16 protein-coding genes are annotated in these 18,470 nt (G+C 61.8%); 10 read left to right on the forward strand and 6 right to left on the reverse strand.

Features of this window, described 5'->3' with window-relative positions:
- Positions 1 to 9 precede the first annotated feature (9 nt).
- The gene (locus ACQK2L_RS04705) at positions 10 to 1,779 is read right to left on the reverse strand and encodes an arylsulfatase (protein WP_425395771.1); all 1,770 of its coding nucleotides are present in this window, start codon (positions 1,777 to 1,779) and stop codon (positions 10 to 12) included.
- A gap of 498 nt (positions 1,780 to 2,277) precedes the next feature.
- Here ACQK2L_RS04705 and ACQK2L_RS04710 point away from each other — a divergent pair, with 498 nt between their 5' ends.
- Positions 2,278 to 5,133 (forward strand): MMPL family transporter, encoded by a 2,856-nt coding sequence (locus tag ACQK2L_RS04710; RefSeq protein ID WP_425395772.1) that lies wholly within the window; start codon positions 2,278 to 2,280, stop codon positions 5,131 to 5,133.
- 270 nt (positions 5,134 to 5,403) lie between these two features.
- Here ACQK2L_RS04710 and ACQK2L_RS04715 read toward each other — a convergent pair whose 3' ends face one another.
- From ACQK2L_RS04715 to ACQK2L_RS04725, 3 genes are all read right to left on the reverse strand, one after another.
- Positions 5,404 to 7,053: an FAD-dependent oxidoreductase gene (locus ACQK2L_RS04715; protein WP_425395773.1), complete on the reverse strand. Its 1,650-nt coding sequence runs from the start codon at positions 7,051 to 7,053 to the stop codon at positions 5,404 to 5,406.
- 31 nt (positions 7,054 to 7,084) lie between these two features.
- Entirely contained in the window at positions 7,085 to 7,645 is a 561-nt protein-coding gene (locus ACQK2L_RS04720) for a rhodanese-like domain-containing protein (protein WP_425395774.1), read from the reverse strand.
- Between the two features lie 72 nt (positions 7,646 to 7,717).
- Positions 7,718 to 8,029 (reverse strand): ArsR/SmtB family transcription factor, encoded by a 312-nt coding sequence (locus ACQK2L_RS04725; RefSeq protein ID WP_425395775.1) that lies wholly within the window; start codon positions 8,027 to 8,029, stop codon positions 7,718 to 7,720.
- A 190-nt stretch (positions 8,030 to 8,219) separates the two neighbouring features.
- Between ACQK2L_RS04725 and ACQK2L_RS04730 the strand changes: the two genes are divergently transcribed.
- The 9 genes from ACQK2L_RS04730 (at position 8,220) to ACQK2L_RS04770 (ending at position 16,638) form a co-directional block, all read left to right on the forward strand.
- A complete protein-coding gene (locus ACQK2L_RS04730) occupies positions 8,220 to 9,245 on the forward strand; it encodes an ROK family protein (protein ID WP_425395776.1) in 1,026 nt (341 codons plus the stop codon).
- Positions 9,246 to 9,446: 201 nt separating this feature from the next.
- On the forward strand, positions 9,447 to 9,968 hold the full coding sequence (locus tag ACQK2L_RS04735; RefSeq protein WP_425395777.1) for an RNA polymerase sigma factor: 522 nt from the start codon (positions 9,447 to 9,449) through the stop codon (positions 9,966 to 9,968).
- A complete protein-coding gene (locus ACQK2L_RS04740) occupies positions 9,965 to 10,273 on the forward strand; it encodes a sigma-70 family RNA polymerase sigma factor (protein WP_425395778.1) in 309 nt (102 codons plus the stop codon). The genes ACQK2L_RS04735 and ACQK2L_RS04740 overlap by 4 nt, the downstream gene beginning before the upstream one ends.
- Positions 10,246 to 10,863, forward strand: a complete 618-nt coding sequence (locus ACQK2L_RS04745) for a hypothetical protein (protein WP_425395779.1) — start codon at positions 10,246 to 10,248, stop codon at positions 10,861 to 10,863. The genes ACQK2L_RS04740 and ACQK2L_RS04745 overlap by 28 nt, the downstream gene beginning before the upstream one ends.
- Positions 10,860 to 12,422, forward strand: a complete 1,563-nt coding sequence (locus tag ACQK2L_RS04750; RefSeq protein ID WP_425395780.1) for a hypothetical protein — start codon at positions 10,860 to 10,862, stop codon at positions 12,420 to 12,422. The genes ACQK2L_RS04745 and ACQK2L_RS04750 overlap by 4 nt, the downstream gene beginning before the upstream one ends.
- 2 nt (positions 12,423 to 12,424) lie before the next feature.
- Positions 12,425 to 14,107 carry a DUF1559 domain-containing protein gene (locus tag ACQK2L_RS04755; RefSeq protein WP_425395781.1) on the forward strand — a complete coding sequence of 561 codons (1,683 nt, stop codon included), beginning with the start codon at positions 12,425 to 12,427 and terminating at the stop codon, positions 14,105 to 14,107.
- 100 nt (positions 14,108 to 14,207) lie between these two features.
- On the forward strand, positions 14,208 to 15,173 hold the full coding sequence (locus ACQK2L_RS04760; RefSeq protein ID WP_425395782.1) for a M48 family metallopeptidase: 966 nt from the start codon (positions 14,208 to 14,210) through the stop codon (positions 15,171 to 15,173).
- Positions 15,174 to 15,190: 17 nt separating this feature from the next.
- Entirely contained in the window at positions 15,191 to 15,682 is a 492-nt protein-coding gene (locus ACQK2L_RS04765) for a putative molybdenum carrier protein (RefSeq protein ID WP_425395783.1), read from the forward strand.
- 47 nt (positions 15,683 to 15,729) lie between these two features.
- Positions 15,730 to 16,638 (forward strand): NAD(P)-dependent oxidoreductase, encoded by a 909-nt coding sequence (locus tag ACQK2L_RS04770; RefSeq protein WP_425395784.1) that lies wholly within the window; start codon positions 15,730 to 15,732, stop codon positions 16,636 to 16,638.
- On the opposite strand, the gene ACQK2L_RS04775 is transcribed toward ACQK2L_RS04770, so the two are convergent.
- Together ACQK2L_RS04775 and ribB are read right to left on the reverse strand one after the other, a co-directional pair.
- Positions 16,635 to 17,075 carry a hypothetical protein gene (locus tag ACQK2L_RS04775; protein WP_425395785.1) on the reverse strand — a complete coding sequence of 147 codons (441 nt, stop codon included), beginning with the start codon at positions 17,073 to 17,075 and terminating at the stop codon, positions 16,635 to 16,637. The genes ACQK2L_RS04770 and ACQK2L_RS04775 overlap by 4 nt on opposite strands.
- Before the next feature lie 77 nt (positions 17,076 to 17,152).
- Positions 17,153 to 18,361, reverse strand: coding sequence for a 3,4-dihydroxy-2-butanone-4-phosphate synthase (gene ribB, locus ACQK2L_RS04780; RefSeq protein WP_425395786.1), 1,209 nt, complete (start codon positions 18,359 to 18,361; stop codon positions 17,153 to 17,155).
- Positions 18,362 to 18,470: the final 109 nt, after the last annotated feature.

Genomic DNA, 18,470 nt, shown 5'->3' on the forward strand with positions numbered 1-18,470 from the left:
GATTGGCCGCTATCGCACAATCGAGTCTTTTCGCGGGGCGGCGCCTTGCTTCTGGGCGCTGCTCTCTTCCGGCTCGGGCCAGTAAGGAGTGAGCGGAAGCACACCGGCTCGCCCCGCCCAGGCGCTCCATGCACCGCTCAGTTCGGTGACCTTGCCGGGCTCTTCTTCGGCCAGGTCGTTCAGCTCGCTGCGATCCTTGGCAAGGTTGTACAGCTGCCAGCGACCCTTGGCCCCACGCGCCACCAGCTTCCAGTCGCCATCGCGGACCGCGCGGTTGCCCTCGTGCTCCCAAAAGATGGGCGTCTTGCGATCAAGCTTCTCGCCAGCAAACGCAGGGACCAAACTGGTGCCCTCGACCGGCAGGATATCGACGTCGCCCTCGTGAAACTTCTTGGGATACTCGGCCTGCCCCACTTCAACCAGCGTGGCCATGATGTCGACCAAGTGGCCGGGCTGCGGTTCCAGCTCGCCTTGCCGCTTGATGCCGCGCGGCCAGTGGGCGATCAGTGGGGTGGCGATGCCGCCCTCGTGGACGTAATGCTTGAACAATCGGAAGGGGGTGTTCGAGGCGTTGGCCCACTCGCGGCCGACCTCCATGTACGTGTTGGCGGGGCCCGGCACCACGCCGCGGCCCCATTGCACCGGCTGGCCGTCGCGCGTGTACTCGGGCACGATCGCCAACTGCAGCGCGTCGTCGGCCTTGGGCTCGATGGGTTCCATCTTCTCGCGCAGTTTGCGGGCCTTGTTGCTCCGCCCTTCTTCCTGGCAGGCGCCGTTGTCCTGCAGGTAGAGGATCAAGGTGTTGTCGAATTGCCCGGTGTTGCGCAGCGTTCGGACCACGCGGCCGATGCCTTGGTCCATCGAATCGATCATCGCGGCATACACTTCCATGCGACTGGCCTGCCACTCCTTACGTTCTTCGTCCGACCAATCGCGCACGTTGGGCGCCAAAGCAACATCGTCGGCCAGCAAGCCCAGCTCCTTGATGCGGGCGAGCCGCGTTTCGCGCAGCTTGTCCCAACCTTCGTCGTACTTGCCATCGTACTTGGCAATGTCCACCGGCTTGGCGTGCAGCGGCCAGTGGGCTGCGGTGTAAGCCAGGTACATGAAGAACGGCTTCTCCCGCTTGTGGTCGCGGATCATCTGCGAAGCGTTTTCGCTCAACGCATCGGTGTAGTAGAAGTCCTTGGGACTCTCAGGCGCGATCAACTGGTTGTCGCGCACCAAGGTGCCGGGGTCGTAGAAGCTGCCTGCGCCGGCGATGGTGCCGTAGAAGCGATCGAAGCCGCGCGACAGCGGCCAATTGTGGCGAGGTACTTTGTCTTCGTCGACTTGTGCCTGGTTGGGCGGTGGAGTGACGTGCCACTTGCCCACCATGTAGGTATTGTACCCGGCGGTCTTCAATACCTCGGCGAGCGTCACGCAGCGGCGATTCAAGTCGCCCGCGTAGGCGTCGGGGCCCTGGAAGGTGGTCATCCACCCCATGCCCGCCTGGTGCGGGTAGAGGCCGGTGAGCAAACTCGCTCGCGTGGGGCAGCAACGGCCCGTGTTGTAGAACTGCGTAAACCGCACCCCGCCGTCGGCCAGTTGGTCGAGATTCGGCGTGTTGATTTCGCTGCCGTAGCAGCCAATGTCGGAGTAGCCCATATCGTCCGACATGATGACGATGATGTTGGGGCGCTGCTCCTGGGCCAGCAGCGAGGTCGGCTGGACAAGCAGCCCGAGGGCTGCTCCCAGCAGCAGTGCTGCGGCCCTATGCCTCCGGCGCAATGCGGTCATGATGGTCCCCGTGGAGTATCTCTCTTGGTGTTCCGTAAACGCGATAAGATGAGGCGGATGGCCGATCGAGGGTATTTAGGCCGACCACCGTGGCCGACCACCGTGGCCGATTGTACCACGGCCAGCGGCGGCGACGCACCACCCCTGGTGTGTGGCCTCTGTTCGTCGGGCAGGCGGGGGCTTCGCGGCAGACCCTCCAGGAGTTGTACGCTCTCGGCAGCCCAGGGTTCCGAGAAACTGCCCACCAAGTGCGGAATTTCCAGGCGAAAGCTACCCTGCATATCTCCTTTTACCCGCAATCCAAGCGAGTTTGCCTGTGGTAGGGGTTAGGTACCCGCTGCGTGCAAGAGTCGGTGAATTGATCCGGTCGCGGATGAGGTTATCCACTAGGACATTCGTCGCAAACGGGGTAATATCATAGACTTCGGACGCAGCTGGGTGGCGTGCTGCGCGCATTCCCTGCGAGCGTTCCTGTTTTCCAACTTTGACGAATCGTCGATGTTTGCACTACTTGGTAACTGGGTGAACCGCTACTGGTTGGCGATCCTCATATTCTGGGGAGCGCTAGCTATCGGTTTGAAGGTGGTAGCACCTAGCTGGGACCAAGTGGCCCTGGATGGCGACTTCGACTATCTGCCCAGCGAGGCGACCAGCCGTCGCGGCATCACCCTGCTGCAGAATGCGTTTCCCGACGAGAAGGCCAAGAGCCAGATCGTTTTGGTGTTCGCCCGCCCCGACAAGCCGCTCACTAAACCCGACCGTCAGTTTGCCATCGATGTGGCGGGGCACTTGGCTCGCCTGGGCCAAGAGACGTTCAACGTGCTCGACGACATTCGCAGTCGGCTCGACAAGAACGGCGTCTCTCCAGACAAGGTCCGACTAAATGCCGTTCTCGTCGCTCCGCCTGCCACGGACGAGGCGGAAAGCGATGTGGTGGCCGCACCGACGGATCGGCGGGCCCCCAACCTGGGACTCACCCAGGAGCAAGCCGACGAACTCATCCAAGCGGTGTGCAAAGCGCACGACTTGCCGGTGCCCGATCCGGAGAAGACTCCCATTCGCGCGGTGGGCGATCTGGTCGACTACGTCACCGAAGACTTCCCTTGGGCAGACAACGAGAAGCGGGTGTGGACGGAGCTGACTCCCGTGGTGGGACAGATGCTCAAGAACAGTCGACGAGGACGCCCCGCAGCCGGCGATGCCGCGCGCGACGGAAAGAACCTAGAAGGCCACGCGGTGATGGTCGTCGGGCGTCTGACGACCGACATGATGGCGACCGAGAACGTGTGGATCTTGATGGCGGTGAATCGCCTGGTGGATGAGGCCCTCACCTCGCCCAATCGACCCGAGGGGCTCGAGATTGGCCTCAGCGGTTCGGGAATGATCGGCGGCGACATGCAGCTGTCGATCGGCGAGAGCTTAAAGAGCACCGAACTGACCACCATTGTGCTGGTGCTGCTGTGCCTGCTGATGATCTACCGCTCGCCGCTGTTGGTGCTGATTCCGATGGCCACCATCGGTGTGAGCCTGAGCGTAGCGAGCGACGTTGTAGCGCTGATGGCGCAGTACTTCGGTCCCGGCGACGTGACGTTCGCTGGGATGACCAGCGACTTCAAGATCTTCACCACCACCAAAATCTTCGTGGTCGTGATTCTGTTCGGCGCGGGCACCGATTTCTGCTTGTTCCTCATTGCTCGGTTCAAAGAGGAACTCGGCCTGGGAGTCGATCTGTCCAAAGCCTCCGGCACGGCCCTGATGAACGTGGGCGACGCGCTGGCGGCCAGCGCGTTTACGACCATCCTGGGACTGGCCACGATGTTCTTCGCCACCTACGGCAAGTTCATCTACTCCGGTCCGGTGATCGCGATTTGCCTGTTCATCGCCCTGTTGGCATGCATTACGTTTGCCCCTGCGCTGCTGAGGGCGTTCGGCAAAGTGGTGTTCTGGCCGTTTGGCATCAAGAACCTGACTCCACCGGAGTTGTCGAACCTATCGTTCGACGACCAGATGAAGCAGATCTCGCCCGTTTGGGACTGGGTCGCGCGCCAGGTGCTGCGTCGCCCAGGATTGATCCTGTGGGCGGCCTTCGGCATCGCGGCGCCGTTCATGCTCAATGGCCTGAGCGTGCAGGTCACGCACGACTTCATGAACGAACTGGCGCAGGACCGCTCCAGCAAGCAAGGCACCGAGCTCATCCGCGAATACTTCCCCCCTGGCGAATCGGCGCCAATGAGTATCGTGGCTCAACTGCCCGACGGCACCCCGAACGACCTGAACGACAGTAGCAACTACTCGATCGCGTTCCTCAACACGTTCATCTACAACATGCCGGGCGTGACCGACGTGCGCAGCTTGTACAAGCCAGGCGGCGGCGATCCCACCAACGTCGACAACCTGGCCAAGCTCACCGTGTCCGGTAGCCCGCTGGCCAAGAGCACGTTCGTCTCCGAGACCGGCAAATACAACGGCAAAGTAACGCAGCTGCACCTGGTGCTCGACAAAGATCCCTTCTCGCGGGAAGCCCGCGCGATTGTCGACGAGATCGAAGAGCGGCTCGCCAAGGTTAGCGCTGGCGAGGATTTCCCTGAACAGAAGCCCGAATGGTTCGCCGGCACGCAGGACGACTGGCAGAAAGTCCGTAGCGGATTGCCGGATTGGAAAGGCGCACGCTTCGAATACATCGGCACCACGCCGGGCATGCGCGACCTGGAGCAGGTGACCAGGGCCGACGAAACCACCATCAAGATTCTGGTAGTGGTGGCGGTGCTGGCCGTGATCATGGTGATCCTTCGCCGACCGCTGGTGTGCTTGTATCTGATCGTCACCGTGCTGCTGTCGTACTTTGCCACGATCGGCATGACCGACTACTTCTTCCGCTGGTACTACGGCGAAACGTTCGACGGCCTCGACTGGAAGGTACCAATCTTCCTGTTCGTGATCCTGATTGCCGTGGGGCAGGACTACAACATCTACCTCACCACCCGCGTGTTCGAGGAGCAAGCCAAGCTGGGCCAGCGTCGCGGGTTGCGGCGGGCCATGGTGCAGACCGGTGGCATCATCACCAGTTGCGGCATCATCATGGCCGGCACGTTCATCGCCATGGCCTCCGGCACGCTGCGGGGCATGATCGAGATTGGCTTCGCACTAGCCCTGGGTGTGCTGCTCGACACTTTCTTCGTCCGCACGGTCGTCGTACCCTGCTTTTTCGCCCTGATGGCGGGCAAGGGAGATGAGCCGGGGGAGCTGCAGGAAGCAAGCAACGCGGATAAGTCGCACACCGACGGCACACCGCATCTCGGTGGCAGTTCGCCACATCACTCGGCCAGCACAGCAGTTACGGAAACTGCTAGCTAGCGCTAGTACGCATATCTGGTGTTGGTTGTACGGTTATCGGGTTACCGCTAGCGGAATTATGAATTTTCGGCTTTTTCCTTGCGCCATAATTGACGAATTGTGAGCCAGCCGACAGACTACTCTGTGGAGCGAATGAACCTTCGCTCCCTCAAGAGCCATCCAGCTGTTCGCACACCCGCACTGATCCAACATCACAAGATTTAGCGAATGGCAACGCCGGAGGAACCCGATTGGGTTCCTCCGGTTTTTTTATGGCGTGTTGCTGTGTTGCTACTTCTTGCTCGCGGCCGCTACCTGCGTGTAAGTGGTGTACCCACCACTCAAGTTACGAACATCGTAACCTTCGAGCATCAGAATCCGCGTTGCCATGTAACCGCGCTGGCCAACCTTGCAGTAGGCAACCACCGGCTTGTCTTTAGGAATCGAGTTTAACTCGTTCCGCAATACGTCGAGCGGTACGTTCGTGCTGCCGGGAATCGCGCCAGCGGCGAACTCTTCAGGCGTGCGAACATCGAGCAACGTGACGTCCTGGAGTTTGTCCGCGACGAGCTGGGTGGAGTGCGCTACCGGGTGGTCGCCGCGCACCACGCCCGATGCGATGAAGCCCGCCATGTTGATCGGGTCTTTGGCCGAACCGTACTGCGGCGCGTAGGCCAGCTCCGACTCTTCCAAGTCCATCACGGACATGCCCGCTTGCAATGCTATGGCCAACACGTCCACTCGCTTGTCGATGCCCCGCTTGCCGACTACTTGCCCGCCGAGCAGTTTGCCACTGGTGGGGTCGAACAGAATCTTCATCGCCATGCTGGTTGCGCCTGGATAATAACCAGCGTGGTCGCCAGGGTGCAGGTAGACCTTCTCGTAGTCGAGGCCCAGCCGCTGGCACACTTTTTCACTTAGGCCAGTCATCGCCGCGCCTTGGTCCCAGAGGCCAACGATGGCGGTGCCTTGGGTGCCGCGATACTGCGAGGCGCGCCCGAAGATGTGATCGGCGGCAATGCGGCCCTGGCGATTGGCAGGCCCGGCCAGCGGAATCTGCACCGGGGTTCCGCTTACCACGTCGGTCACCTCGATGGCGTCGCCCACCGCGTAGATGTCCGCGTCACTGGTTTGCTGGTGGCGATTCACCTGGATGCCGCCGCGCTCGGCTACGTCCAGTTCGGCTTTCACCGCCAGTGTGTTTTCGGGACGCACTCCGATGGACAGCACCACAAAGTCCGCCATGATTGTCGCGCCGCTGTTCATCACCACTTCCAGCCCCTCGCCCACCTGGCGGAACTCGGTGGCCGAGTCGCCCAGGTGCAGTTTCACACCGCGGTCGCGGAGCAACTGCTCGAGCGGGGCCACCATCTCAGCGTCCCAAGGCGGCAGGATCTGAGGACTCAGCTCCACCAGCGAGGTTTCCAAGCCGCGGTGCACGAGGTTCTCGGCCATTTCGATGCCGATGAAACCGCCGCCGATAATCACCGCTCGCTCAGCGCCCTCGGTGGCGGCCGCCAGCTGGTCGGCGTCTTCCAGGTTGCGAAGCGTGTAGATGCCCGGCAAATCGATGCCGGGAATCGGCGGTTTGAATGGCGCAGCGCCCGGCGCGAGAATCAGCTTGTCGTAGCTTTCGGTGTACTCTTCGCCGGTGTCGAGTCGCTTGATAAGAACTTGCTTCTTGGCTCGATCGATCGACTCCACCGACTCGCGGACCCGGACGTCCAGCCGGTAGCGATTCCGAAGTCGTTCAATCGGGCTTACCAGCAGCTTGTTACGCGACTCGATGGTGCCGCCGATGTAGTAGGGCATGCCGCAGTTGGCGAACGACGGATGGCTGCCGCGCTCGATCATGACGATCTCGGCCTCTTTCGATAGCCTTCGCGCCCGAGCCGCCGCGCTCGCACCGCCCGCCACGCCGCCGACAATGAGAATCATCATGGGGGTATCCCGAAGTTGGATGAGGGTTGAGTTACACGGCCGGCTTGGCCGCGGTGGAATCGCAGGTCGCGTCGCTGCACACTTGGTTCCACGGCATCCGCGCGAGCAGCATGCCCATGCCGCAAGTGTCGGTCAGGCCGGCAAACACCAATCCGGCGCCCACGAAAGCCGAAAGAGCCAGGAACGCCGGATGCACGAAGTACAGCCCAATACCCAGCAGCACCAGCGAACCGGCGGCGATGCGGACCTGCCGCTCGAGCGACATGACCTTCTTGCCGCGCACGACCGGCACGCCAGCTTGCTCGCAAGCCGTGGTGCCACCCTCGACGTTTACCACGTTCTCCAATCCCGCCGCGGACAACTGGTCGCAAGCCTTCGAGCCGCGACCGCCTTTCTGGCAAATGATGTACAGCGTCTGTCCCTCGGCCGGCTGTGGCACCGCGTCGGCCGAAAGTCGATCGAGCGGCACGTTCACGGCGCCGCGGACGTGGGTATCTTGAAACTCGGCCGGTGTTCGGACGTCGACGAGTTTGAAGTTCCCGGCGGAGACGACGTCTTTGAATTCGCTAGGGCTGATAGTTCGAGCAGCCATAATTGGCACCTCCTGGAAAGGTTAAAATATCGCGATATGACGATATTTTTGTGAAAAAAGGCATCTAACAGTTCACTTGGTTCCGAAGCGCTCTTCGATGCATTGCATGATCGCTTCCAGATGAGGCTCGCTCACGCGGTAGTATCGCCGCCGACCATCTTTCTCGCTAGTCAGCAGCCCACACCGCTGCATCAGCCGCAAGTGCTCCGATGCCATGTGGCTGGGCAGGTCGCACGCTGTGGCCAGCTCGCCCACCGTGTAATCGCCCTGCAGCAACATCTGCACCATCCGCAATCGGTGCGGGTGCGCCAGCGTCCGCAGGCACTCGGCGGCTTGGCCGAGGGCTTCGAGGTTCGTCAGTCGCATTCGCTTGGTGGATGCCATAGGTTTGCCTTTACTTGAATATATCGTCATATCTCGATATGTCAATCAATCAAATCGGTAACTTTTGAGGTACTCGCTCCACACGCGACATTTCTCGGCAGATTGCCCCTGCCCAGGAGGGCCGACTATATTGGCCCAGTTGGGGAAGGCTCGCCTTCGTAAATCGGACATCTCGCTCTCTAAGCAATCAATGACAGTCACACCTGCGCTGCTGCCAATCGATAAAGCCACGCTTCCTTTGTTCGCCGGCATCGACGTCGGCGGCACCAACATCAAGATCGGCCTGGTCGACGACACGGGTCAGCCGGTGGCGTTCAACAAGATTTCCACCCAGCAGGAGGACGGCGCCGAGAAGGCTGCAGAGCGGGTGGCAGAAACACTCGGCGACATGCTCGCCAAGCTGGGACTCGAGCCCAACACGGTCGCCCGCGCAGGACTCGCTACGCCCGGCCCAATGAACTTGGCGACGGGACAACTACTGAAGCCCGGCAACTTGCCGGGTTGGCACTTTGCGATGGTGCGCGACTTGTTCAGCAAAGCAACCGGACTGCCCGTGACGTTCGCCAACGACGCCAACGCGGCCGCCTTCGGCGAATTTTGGAGCGGCGCCGGGGCGGAAGTGCAGAACATGGTGCTCGTGACGCTCGGCACCGGCGTCGGCGGGGGCATCATTATCGATGGCCGACTTCTGGTCGGCGCCCACGGCGCTGGCGGCGAGGTGGGCCACATCGTGATCGACTGCCGCGACGACGCCCCGCCGAACAGCCTGAAACTGCGCGGCACCCTCGAAGGTTACTGCGGGGCATACGGGGTAGAAGCCCGCGCGCGAGCGGCGCTGGAGACCACCGGCGCCAAGTCGTCGCTCAGCGAACTGGACGACGAGTCGCTCACGCCGCTGGCCATCGCCAAAGCCGCCGAGGCGGGCGACCATTTGGCGATGAGCATCGTGATGGAAACCGCCAAGCTGCTGGCCATTGGGCTGGCGTCGATCATTCACACGGTGGATCCCGAAAGCGTGGTGATCGGCGGCGCGATGACCTTCGGCGGCGAAGGCCATCCGCTGGGCGAGCGATTCCTCGATGAGGTCCGCCGGCAAACGTCGGTACGCATTTTCGAGAGCCTCCGCTCGGAAGTACACATGGACTTCGCCCGCCTGGGCGGCGACGCGGGCTTCATCGGCGCCGCCGGCCTGGCGCGGGAAGAACACCGGGGGTGAATGACGAATGACGTATGCAATGACCGATGACGATTGCTCGTAGCCGGATTCGCAAGAATTCGGAGTATCACCAACGCGTCCGAATTCTTGCGAATCCGGCTACCGAGAGCATTGGACTTTTCTTTGGGTCTTTGGGATTTGTGGGATAAAGCCCCACGCTACGGTGTCTCTTCTATAGTTGGCCACCACCGGGAGACGCGGATGCAGGATTCAGCAGATGCCTCAGCCGGCGACGCGCCGTCGCGATCGCGGTGGCTGGGCGAGCTGCTGGACTGCCACGGATCGGCATTGGCCTTGTACGCCGCGCAGTGGACCAGCGCCGCCGATGACTGCCTGCAAGAGGCCCTGGTGAAACTGGCGGCCGAGGATCCGCCGCCTGAGCGGCCGGTCGCGTGGCTGTACACAGTGGTCCGCCGGCTGGCGGTGAACCACTCACGGAGCGAGCGACGCCGGCACCAGCGCGAGCAATCCGCCTGGCAACAGCGACTCGAAGCACGCCCCGCCCAAGGCGACCAACGCGAGCTGCTCGACGCAGTGGCGTCGCTGCCAGCGGAGTTGCGAGAGCTGGTGGTACTGAAAACCTGGGGCGGGCTGACGTTCGAAGAAATGGCTGAAGTGCTGCGAGTTCCCTCCAGCACGTTGCATCGTAAGTATCGCGAAGCACTCGATCGGTTACGCATGCTGTGGGAGGTCCCATGTCCGGGAACGACGAGATCCGAATGACGAACGACGACATCGAAGGCGCCTTGGCAGGTCTCGCGCCCACCGCGCCGCAGATCGACCGCGACGCAACGACGCATCAGCGCATGCACCGCGAATTGGTTGAGTTGGTCGACGCGGTGGCATCGTTGCCAGCGGAGCTGCGAGATTTGGTGGTGCTGAAGACCTGGGGCGGTTTGACATTCGACGAAATGGCCGAAGTGCTGCGAGTTCCCTCCAGCACGTTGCATCGTAAGTATCGCGAAGCGCTCGATCGATTACGCAAGCTGTGGGAGGTCCCATGTCCGGGAACGACGAAATCCGAATGACGAACGACGACATCGAACGCGCCTTGGCAGGTCTCGCGCCCACCGCGCCGCAGATCGACCGCGACGCGCTCATGTACCGCGCAGGATACCAGGCCGCCCGCGGCTTAGCGTCTTCGCGAAAAACGATTCGCCTGTGGCAATCCTCCACGGCACTCATGGCCGCCGCTTCAGTTGCGCTGGCGGTGACGCTTTGGCAGCGTCCCACGCCGGAACCGTTGCCGCAGTTCGTCGATGCGCCGCCGACCGCTCCATCGGAGGAGTCCATCGCCAAATCCGAGGTGCCACAACCAAAACCCATTGCTGTGGCGCAGACGCCCGACCTGCCGGCAGTCGATCCGTTGCTGTTGGCCGACCCCAGCAAGAACTACCTGGCGCTGCGGGCGGTGGTGCTGCAACGCGGCGTCGACGCCTGGACGGTTGAGAGTGCGAGTTCGTCGAACACCGAGGCAGCGCCGTCGCGGCCCAGCACGGTGCGAGGAATGATGGACGAACTGCTGCCTCCGCCGCGCAGGACCAAGCGCTCGGCGCCTGACAAGACGAACGACAATCTGAACGAAGCTTCCACTAACCGAGAGGAACCGGTGGTATGAATACTAGAAGTTTATCAACAACAGTCGCGTGGTTACTCGCCGTCGTTCCCTTCCTGATGTCTAGCAGCATCGTGCATGCCGAGGTCGTGCTAGAGGAAGGCAAGATAGCGGGCGACTACTTGGAGATCGTCCGTATGGACGTCACGCCGGCCGACGAACCGGTGCCGGCGTTCAAGTACCGGCTGACGCTAAGGCCCCACGAACTCGTGCCCGGTAACTCGGTGGCCAACTACATGCGGGCGTTTCCCGAAGGTGGCGTCGAGAAGACGTGGGAGAGAGTCCATAAGGACTTTGCCGATGAAGTGTATGACTGGTATGGCAACTCCGTCCCCATCAGCGAGGTCCCAATCGATAAGCTGCGCGAAGCTGCAGGTCGATTCGATTCGCTGGTCCGTTTCATCGACCCCGGAAGCCGCTGCCGCGACACCGATTGGGGCGTGAGTTTCGAGGACCTCAAGGGCCCCGACGTGATCATGTTCCTGCTGCCCGAAATCCAGGCGATGCGGAGCGTTTCTCGTGCTTTGGCCTTGCGAACCCGACTGGCGATCGCCGAAGGCCGCTACGACGATGCCATCGATTTGATGCGCATGAGCTATCGGCTCGGCCGCGATGTTGGTGAGCAACCGATTCTGGTCAGTGGGTTGGTGGGCATGGCCATTTGTGGAATCACCAACGAGAACATGCTCGACCTTATCGCCGCTCCCGACTCGCCCAACATGTACTGGGCGCTTTCGGAACTGCCGAGGTCTCAGGTGTCACTCCGAGACGCGATGCGACTGGAACTGGCTATCGGGCCGCGGATGTTCGAGCTGCTCGACGATCCCGAGCACAAGGATCGTTCGTACGATGCGTGGAACGACCTGTGGCGCCGCGAGACAACTTGGCTGATGACCAAGGGGATGCACATGCTAAGTTCCGGCTTCGGTTGGGAAGAGTTAATGCGCCAGGAAGCCTCCGAAGCACAATCGCTGGTTGCCGTGGGACTGGGGATGGCAAGCTACTCGCATGCCAAGGAGCGACTGGTTGCCTGGGGCTTCGACCCAGAGCGTGTGGAACAGATGCCGGTTGGACAAGTGCTGGCCATTTACCACGCTCGCGTTTATCAAGTCCAGGCCGACGAGTTTGAGAAGGCGACTTACGTGGATTTCCAGACAGGGCGAAAGATCGCAAGACAAGCGGACGCAAAGCTCGATGATAGCGGACCAATGGGCGCTTCGCTCGATCGCGAGATCCTGCCCATTGCCTCGCTGCTCCTGCCAGCCATTCAAGCAGCACAAGCGGCCGAAGTGCGCACCGAGCGGAACCTCGACGCATTGCGGGTGATCGAAGCCTTGCGAATGCACGCCGCGCAGAATGAAGGAAAGTGGCCCAAGTCACTCGACGACATCACATGCGTGCCCGTGCCCAAGAACATCGCGACCGGGAAGCCGTTTGAGTACCACCTCGAGGGCGATACCGCGGTGTTGACGCTCCCCGTTTCCGATGGTTTCCACATGGAAACGCGGTACGAACTCTCGATCGCCACCGAACAAGATACTCCCGAGGCGGAAGGAAACTGAAAATGTTACGTCATCATGCTTTGAAGTGCGCGCTGATCGTCTTCAGTGTCGTCGTGTGCCAACACTCCTTCGCCAACGAACGAGTGAAGGCGGCCGTGGAACAATTGGCGGGCGACGACCTGCTGGTTGCTGCGGCCGTGGAGCTGGATGGTCGCTGGGTAACCGGCGTCCAGCAGGAACTTGCCAAGCGGTTGGGCGAGGAAGGCAATGCGATAACCGGCTCGCCGGCGTTCGCCATGACACTTGGGTTCATCGAGAGCTTTCGTTCGGCCGGCGCAAGAGAAGTGGTGGTAGTACTTGGTGCGGGCGACTTGAATCCCAAGGCCGGACCCATTGTGGCCATCACGACCGAATCGCCCGACCAGGGCCAACGTGTTCGCCAGCTGCTCGAAGGCCTGCGGGCCATGATGCCGGGCGGGCCCGATCTGGCCGTCTCGCAGCAAGAGTCGCTGGTGCTGGTTGGCCAGAAGCCGACCGTCGAGCGTTATGCTGGACGAGAGCGATCAGGCCCCGTCGCGGCGGCCGGGCAGCTTGCCGCGCTACTCAATGATGCCAATCAAGCCGCAGAAGAGCACTCGCCGGCACTTGCCCTGGTCGTCGCCCCTGGCGAAGAACCGCGACGGGTGATCCGAGAGCTGTGGCCCACGTTGCCCAAGCCATTTAACAAGATCACCGGCGAGATGCTGGCCGACGAGATGAATCACGTTGCAGTGCGAGTGACCTGTCCACCTGAGTGGAAGCTGCACGTCACAGCCGACACCACCAGCGAGCACACGGCCGAGACGTTGGAGAAGACGATCCAAGCGGCCTGGAACCTCGCCGCGCGCAAGGTGAAGGAGAACGAAGCCAGCAACTCCGGCTGGCCCGCGGTGCAGATCGTCGAGCGGGCAGCCAGTGTACTGACCCCCACTCGAAACGGTTCAGTGCTCGAGATCACCGCTTCGCACGACGATCCGGAGATCGTGGAACTAACGGCCGCCGTGATTCTGCCGCCGATCCATGCGGCTCGCGAGGCTGCGCGACGAAGCACCCGACTGAACAACCTTAAGCAAATGGCTTTGGCGATGTTCAACTTCGAGTCGAGCCACGATCATTTTCCGGCAGCCACGGCGATCGTCGACAAGCGAGGAAAGCCGCTGCTGTCATGGCGCGTCGCGTTGCTTCCCTATCTTGAAAACAGCAACTTGTACGAACAATTCCATTGCGACGAACCGTGGGACAGCCCGCACAACTTGACGCTCCTCGATCAGATGCCGGGCGTGTACAAAGACGATTCGCATCCCGAACTGGCTGCCGCGGGGAAGACTACTTACGTGGTTCCGGTCCATCCGCAAAGTGCCTTTCCACCCGCAGATGGAAAAGCGGTGGAGAAGACCGACAAATACGCTGGTCAGGACATCTACCTGGTACCTGGCATCGAACTCCGCGACATGACCGACGGCACGTCGAACACGCTGATGATTGTCCAGGTTCCACCGGAGCAAGCGGTTCCGTGGACCAAGCCTGCCGATTGGGAAGTTGATCTGGCGAAAGCTTTACAGCAGCTTCAGGCGGCGGGGATGCAGGAGGTGCTCGTCGCATTCTGCGATGGCTCGGCCCGCGTGCTGAGTTTGGACAACGAGCGAGACAGAGCCAACCTGCCGAAAATGATCACGCGCGATGGCAAGGAAACCGTGGAGTACTAGGCCGCTCGCGCAACCTTTTGCCCATTCTCTCGGCCCGTGCTACACTGTGCAAACCGCGGAGCACTCGCCCGCGGATTTGCTCGTCGGCGAGGGTCCCATCATGGCGCGGCTACGTCTTCCGTTTCCAACTCGGCCGCAGCGTCGAGGTTCGTATCGCAGCCGCAGCGGCCGCGACCCGTTTGGCGTCGGCCGGCAAAGACAGGAGGCCTCCCCCAGTCGCAGTCGCGGCAACAATGGTCTGAAGATGCGACTCTTGATCGCGCTGGGGCTGGCGATCTTCGCACTCATCTCGTACTACGGCAACCCTGGCGATCGCAACCAGATTACCGGCGAAGTCGAACGCGTCGCTATGCCGGAGGAGAAGGACGAAGAGGCCCTCGGGCTGCAGGCGGTGCCACAGATGGCGCAGCAGCATGGCGGGCTGAGCCCCGATCGCGGTGCGCGGGCGCACGTGAACGACATTGGCGCCCAACTTCTCGCTGGCTTGCAACGGTATATCGATCAGGAACGCAAATCAACCGGCGAAGAGTTCGTGAATCCCTACAACTTCGACTTTCACTTACTTGCCGACCGGCGAACCGTGAACGCTTTCGCCCTGCCCGGCGGCCAGGTGTTCATCACCGAGGCACTCTACCGCCGGCTTGGATCCGACGGACAACTGGCTGGCGTCCTGGGACATGAGATAGGACACGTGATCGAGCGTCACGGCAACAAGCGAATGGCCCAGCAGAGGCTATTCAGCGGGCTAGCCACCGCTGCCGGCACCGCCGGGGGCGACGCCAATAGCGTTCGCATGGCGCAGTCCGTCGCGCAGATGGTCCAGATGAAGTACGGCCGCGAGGACGAACTGGAATCGGACAAGTGGGGCGTGCGACTGCTGTACCTCGCTGACTACGATCCGCGCGCGATGATTGAGGTGATGCATGTACTAGACGAAGCAAGCCCGGGTGGCGGCCCGCCCGAAATGCTCAGCACCCACCCCAAGCCGGCCAACCGCGTACAGTACATTCAGCGGGTGATTGCAGAGGAGTTTCCCAATGGCGTTCCAGGCGATTTGCGACAGTGAGTGAACGGGAGTCGCCATTGTCGGTCGTCACGCTGGTGTCCGGGGGGCAGACGGGCGCCGATCGTGCTGCGCTCGACTTTGCCATCGAGCACTTTCTGCCACACGAGGGCTGGTGTCCCCGTGGCCGCCGCGCCGAAGACGGCGCGATCGACGAGCGATACCAACTTCGCGAAACCAGTTCGCGGAGCTACCACGTGCGAACCCGCCAGAACGTGGAAGACACGGATGCCACCGTGGTGTTTACCATCGCCCAAGAGGCCAGCGGCGGCACTGGGCTTACGATTCGCCTGGCCCAAGAGCGAGACAAGCCGCTGTTGCACCTCGCCCGCGACGCCCACGCACGCCCCGGCACCGCCGAAGCCATCCGCCAGGACGCCGAGAAGCTCAACACATTCATCACCGAGCACAACGCCCGACGCTTAAACGTCGCCGGGCCGCGGGCGTCGCAAGAGCCGACCGTCGCCAACTACGTCTGGAGCGTGCTGGCCGCCGCCTTGGCGATGGAGTGACCATTCATTAGCATGGCGAGCAAAGCAAGCTTACTAAGGGGAACACCTTGAATATCACTCCAGAACAAACTCGTATCGGTTGGATCGGCACTGGCGTCATGGGCCGTAGCATGTGTGGGCATCTGCTGGATGCCGGTTACGCTTGCACGGTTTTCAATCGCACCAAGAGCAAAGCGGACGACCTGGTCGGCCGTGGAGCGAAGTGGGCCGACTCGCCACGTGCGGTGGCCGAGCAATCCGACGTGGTGTTCAGCATCGTCGGCATGCCCAATGACGTGCGGAGTGTGATCCTGGGCGAGAATGGTGCACTCGCTGGCTCGCAGTCGGGCGGCGTGCTGGTAGATATGACCACCAGCGAACCGTCGCTCGCGGTGGAGATCGCCGAGCAAGCCGCCAAACAAGGTGTCACGAGCGTCGACGCACCAGTCTCCGGAGGCGACGTCGGAGCGCGGAACGCCGCGCTGTCGATCATGATCGGCGGCGACGTGGAAACCGTTGCGGCGCTCGAGCCACTATGGTCGCTGATGGGCAAGACTTACGTCCACCAGGGCGGACCGGGTGCGGGGCAGCACACCAAGATGGTGAACCAAACGCTGGTGGCCGCCAGCATGATTGGTGTGTGCGAAGCGCTGCTGTACGCGTACCGCGCAGGTCTCGATCTCGAAACGGTGCTCGAATCGGTGGCCTCCGGCGCCGCGGGAAGCTGGTCGCTATCGAACCTCGGCCCGCGGATCATCGCCGGCAACTTCGAACCGGGCTTCTATGTCGAGCACTTTCTCAAAGACCTGCGGATCATCCTGGAAGAGTCGCGTCGCATGAATCTGGCGCTCCCTGGCGTTGCGTTGGTCGAGCAACTGTACCGCGCCACGGCCGCGCAAGGTCACGCCAAGGATGGAACCCACTCCCTGATGCTGGCCTTGGCGGAGATCTCAGGCGTCGACTGGCAAGAGCGCTAGTCCGGCGGCAATTCGGCGAAGTGCTTGAAGTCGACCGCCGAGAGCGTCACGCCTTCGTGCACGAGTTGGTACACCACGTCGCGCGTGCCAAAACAGTCGAGCATGTCGCCGAGCAGCTCATGGCTGCAACTGCCGTGCATCTCGACGCGGTACATCCGGCCGTCGTACTCGAACAGATGCCCGTCGATCTGCCACCGCCGGCCTTCTTGCTCTCCGCCGGCCACCAGGAAGTAGCCATCCGGCTCGATATCCATCCGCGGGATCTGCATAAGCCGCTGCTGAATCTCCTCGAACGTCGCCGGGAGAGGCTGCTCAAACACCGGCGGCCCGCCACCTGGAGAGGCAAAGGTTGCGAATTGCTTGCCGCGCAGCTCGACCGCAGGTCCGGAAGCCAACTCCAGCGGTCGCGCGAAGACATTCGTATGAAAATGCAGCATGGCGATAGTAGCCGTTTGCTCCGCGCTCCGAGCGCGTTGATCAAACGGAGTTCTCATTTGTAAGCGTTGCCAAACACTCAGTTCGGCAACTGATGCCCCATCTTGTCCCGCTTGGTCGCCATGTACCGCTCGTTGTGCTTGGTGATGGGCGGGACGATGGGAATCTGGTCGACCACTTCCAGGTCGAAGCCCCCATAGATGAACGCGTCGGTCTTTTTGGGGTTGTTCGTGAGCAGGCGGATCTTGCGCAAGCCCAAGTCTTTGAGCAGCTGGATGCCGACGCCATAGTCGCGGGGATCGGCCTTGAATCCAAGCGCCACGTTGGCCTCGACGGTGTCCATGCCTTCGTCTTGCAGGGCGTAGGCTTTTACTTTTTCGACCAGACCAATGCCGCGACCTTCCTGTGGCAAGTAAACCAGCACGCCGCACCCTTCGCTGGCGATCATGTCGAGCGCCATGTGTAGTTGATCGCCACAGTCGCAGCGGAGCGATTCGAGCAAGTCGCCAGTAAAGCACGACGAGTGCAACCGCACCAATGGAGCTTCCGCGCTCTTGATGTCGCCAATCACGTAGACCACGGGTTCCTGGTGCTCGTAAGACACGCCGTAGGCGATGACGTGGCCATCGCCATAACGGGTGGGCAGCTTCGCTTCGGCTTTGCGATAAACCAGCTTCTCGCGGACCCGGCGGTGAGCGATCAGGTCTTCGATGGAGATGATCGGCAGGTTGTGCTCTTCGGCCAGCTTGGAGAGCTCGTCGCGGTTGGCTCGATCGCCCGATTCGTTCAAGATCTCGCACAACACACCGGCCGGGGTGAGGTCGGCCATCCGTGCGAGATCCACGGCCGCTTCGGTGTGGCCCGCGCGGCGAAGCACTCCACCTTCCTTGGCCACCAAGGGAGCCAGGTGTCCCGGGCGCACAAAATCCGAAGGCACGCTCTTGGGGTTGCAGATCTCCAGAATGGTATTCGCTCGCTCGGCGGCGGTGATGCCGGTCTTGGCCGATCGATGGTCCACCGGAATCGTATAGGCGGTGCCAAGCGGCGCGGTGTTGTCCTCCACGATCGGTGGCAGATCGAGCCGCTCGCTCACTTCCGGCAGGATCGGCATGCAGAGCTGCCCGCGGCCATGGGTGATCATGAAGTTCACCAGCTCGGGGGTGACTTTTTCCGCGGCGCAGATGAAGTCGCCTTCGTTCTCACGGTCTTCGTCGTCGACAACGATAATGATTTCGCCCCGGCCAATGGCCTGGACCGCCTCGTCGATGGTGGCAAACTTACTGGGCACTTTTTGCAGGTGGTTGGAGTAAAATGGAAGCTCGAGAGCGAATAGAACGACAGTGCTTGCGGCCACGTCCTGCGGGCGCTCTACTAATACGATGATAGGCCGCCACAGG

It is taken from the genome of Aeoliella sp., from assembly GCF_965227375.1.
Lineage (GTDB): Bacteria > Planctomycetota > Planctomycetia > Pirellulales > Lacipirellulaceae > Aeoliella.

Coding starts and splice junctions, on each gene's coding strand:
- ACQK2L_RS04760 (WP_425395782.1), top strand. CDS start 14,208: ATGGCGCGGCTACGTCTTCCGTTTCCAACTCGGCCGCAGCGTCGAGGT.
- ACQK2L_RS04735 (WP_425395777.1), top strand. CDS start 9,447: ATGCAGGATTCAGCAGATGCCTCAGCCGGCGACGCGCCGTCGCGATCG.
- ACQK2L_RS04775 (WP_425395785.1), bottom strand. CDS start 17,075: ATGCTGCATTTTCATACGAATGTCTTCGCGCGACCGCTGGAGTTGGCT.
- ACQK2L_RS04740 (WP_425395778.1), top strand. CDS start 9,965: ATGACGAACGACGACATCGAAGGCGCCTTGGCAGGTCTCGCGCCCACC.
- ACQK2L_RS04755 (WP_425395781.1), top strand. CDS start 12,425: ATGTTACGTCATCATGCTTTGAAGTGCGCGCTGATCGTCTTCAGTGTC.
- ACQK2L_RS04715 (WP_425395773.1), bottom strand. CDS start 7,053: ATGATGATTCTCATTGTCGGCGGCGTGGCGGGCGGTGCGAGCGCGGCG.
- ACQK2L_RS04705 (WP_425395771.1), bottom strand. CDS start 1,779: ATGACCGCATTGCGCCGGAGGCATAGGGCCGCAGCACTGCTGCTGGGA.
- ACQK2L_RS04725 (WP_425395775.1), bottom strand. CDS start 8,029: ATGGCATCCACCAAGCGAATGCGACTGACGAACCTCGAAGCCCTCGGC.
- ACQK2L_RS04730 (WP_425395776.1), top strand. CDS start 8,220: ATGACAGTCACACCTGCGCTGCTGCCAATCGATAAAGCCACGCTTCCT.
- ACQK2L_RS04710 (WP_425395772.1), top strand. CDS start 2,278: ATGTTTGCACTACTTGGTAACTGGGTGAACCGCTACTGGTTGGCGATC.
- ACQK2L_RS04720 (WP_425395774.1), bottom strand. CDS start 7,645: ATGGCTGCTCGAACTATCAGCCCTAGCGAATTCAAAGACGTCGTCTCC.
- ACQK2L_RS04745 (WP_425395779.1), top strand. CDS start 10,246: ATGTCCGGGAACGACGAAATCCGAATGACGAACGACGACATCGAACGC.
- ACQK2L_RS04750 (WP_425395780.1), top strand. CDS start 10,860: ATGAATACTAGAAGTTTATCAACAACAGTCGCGTGGTTACTCGCCGTC.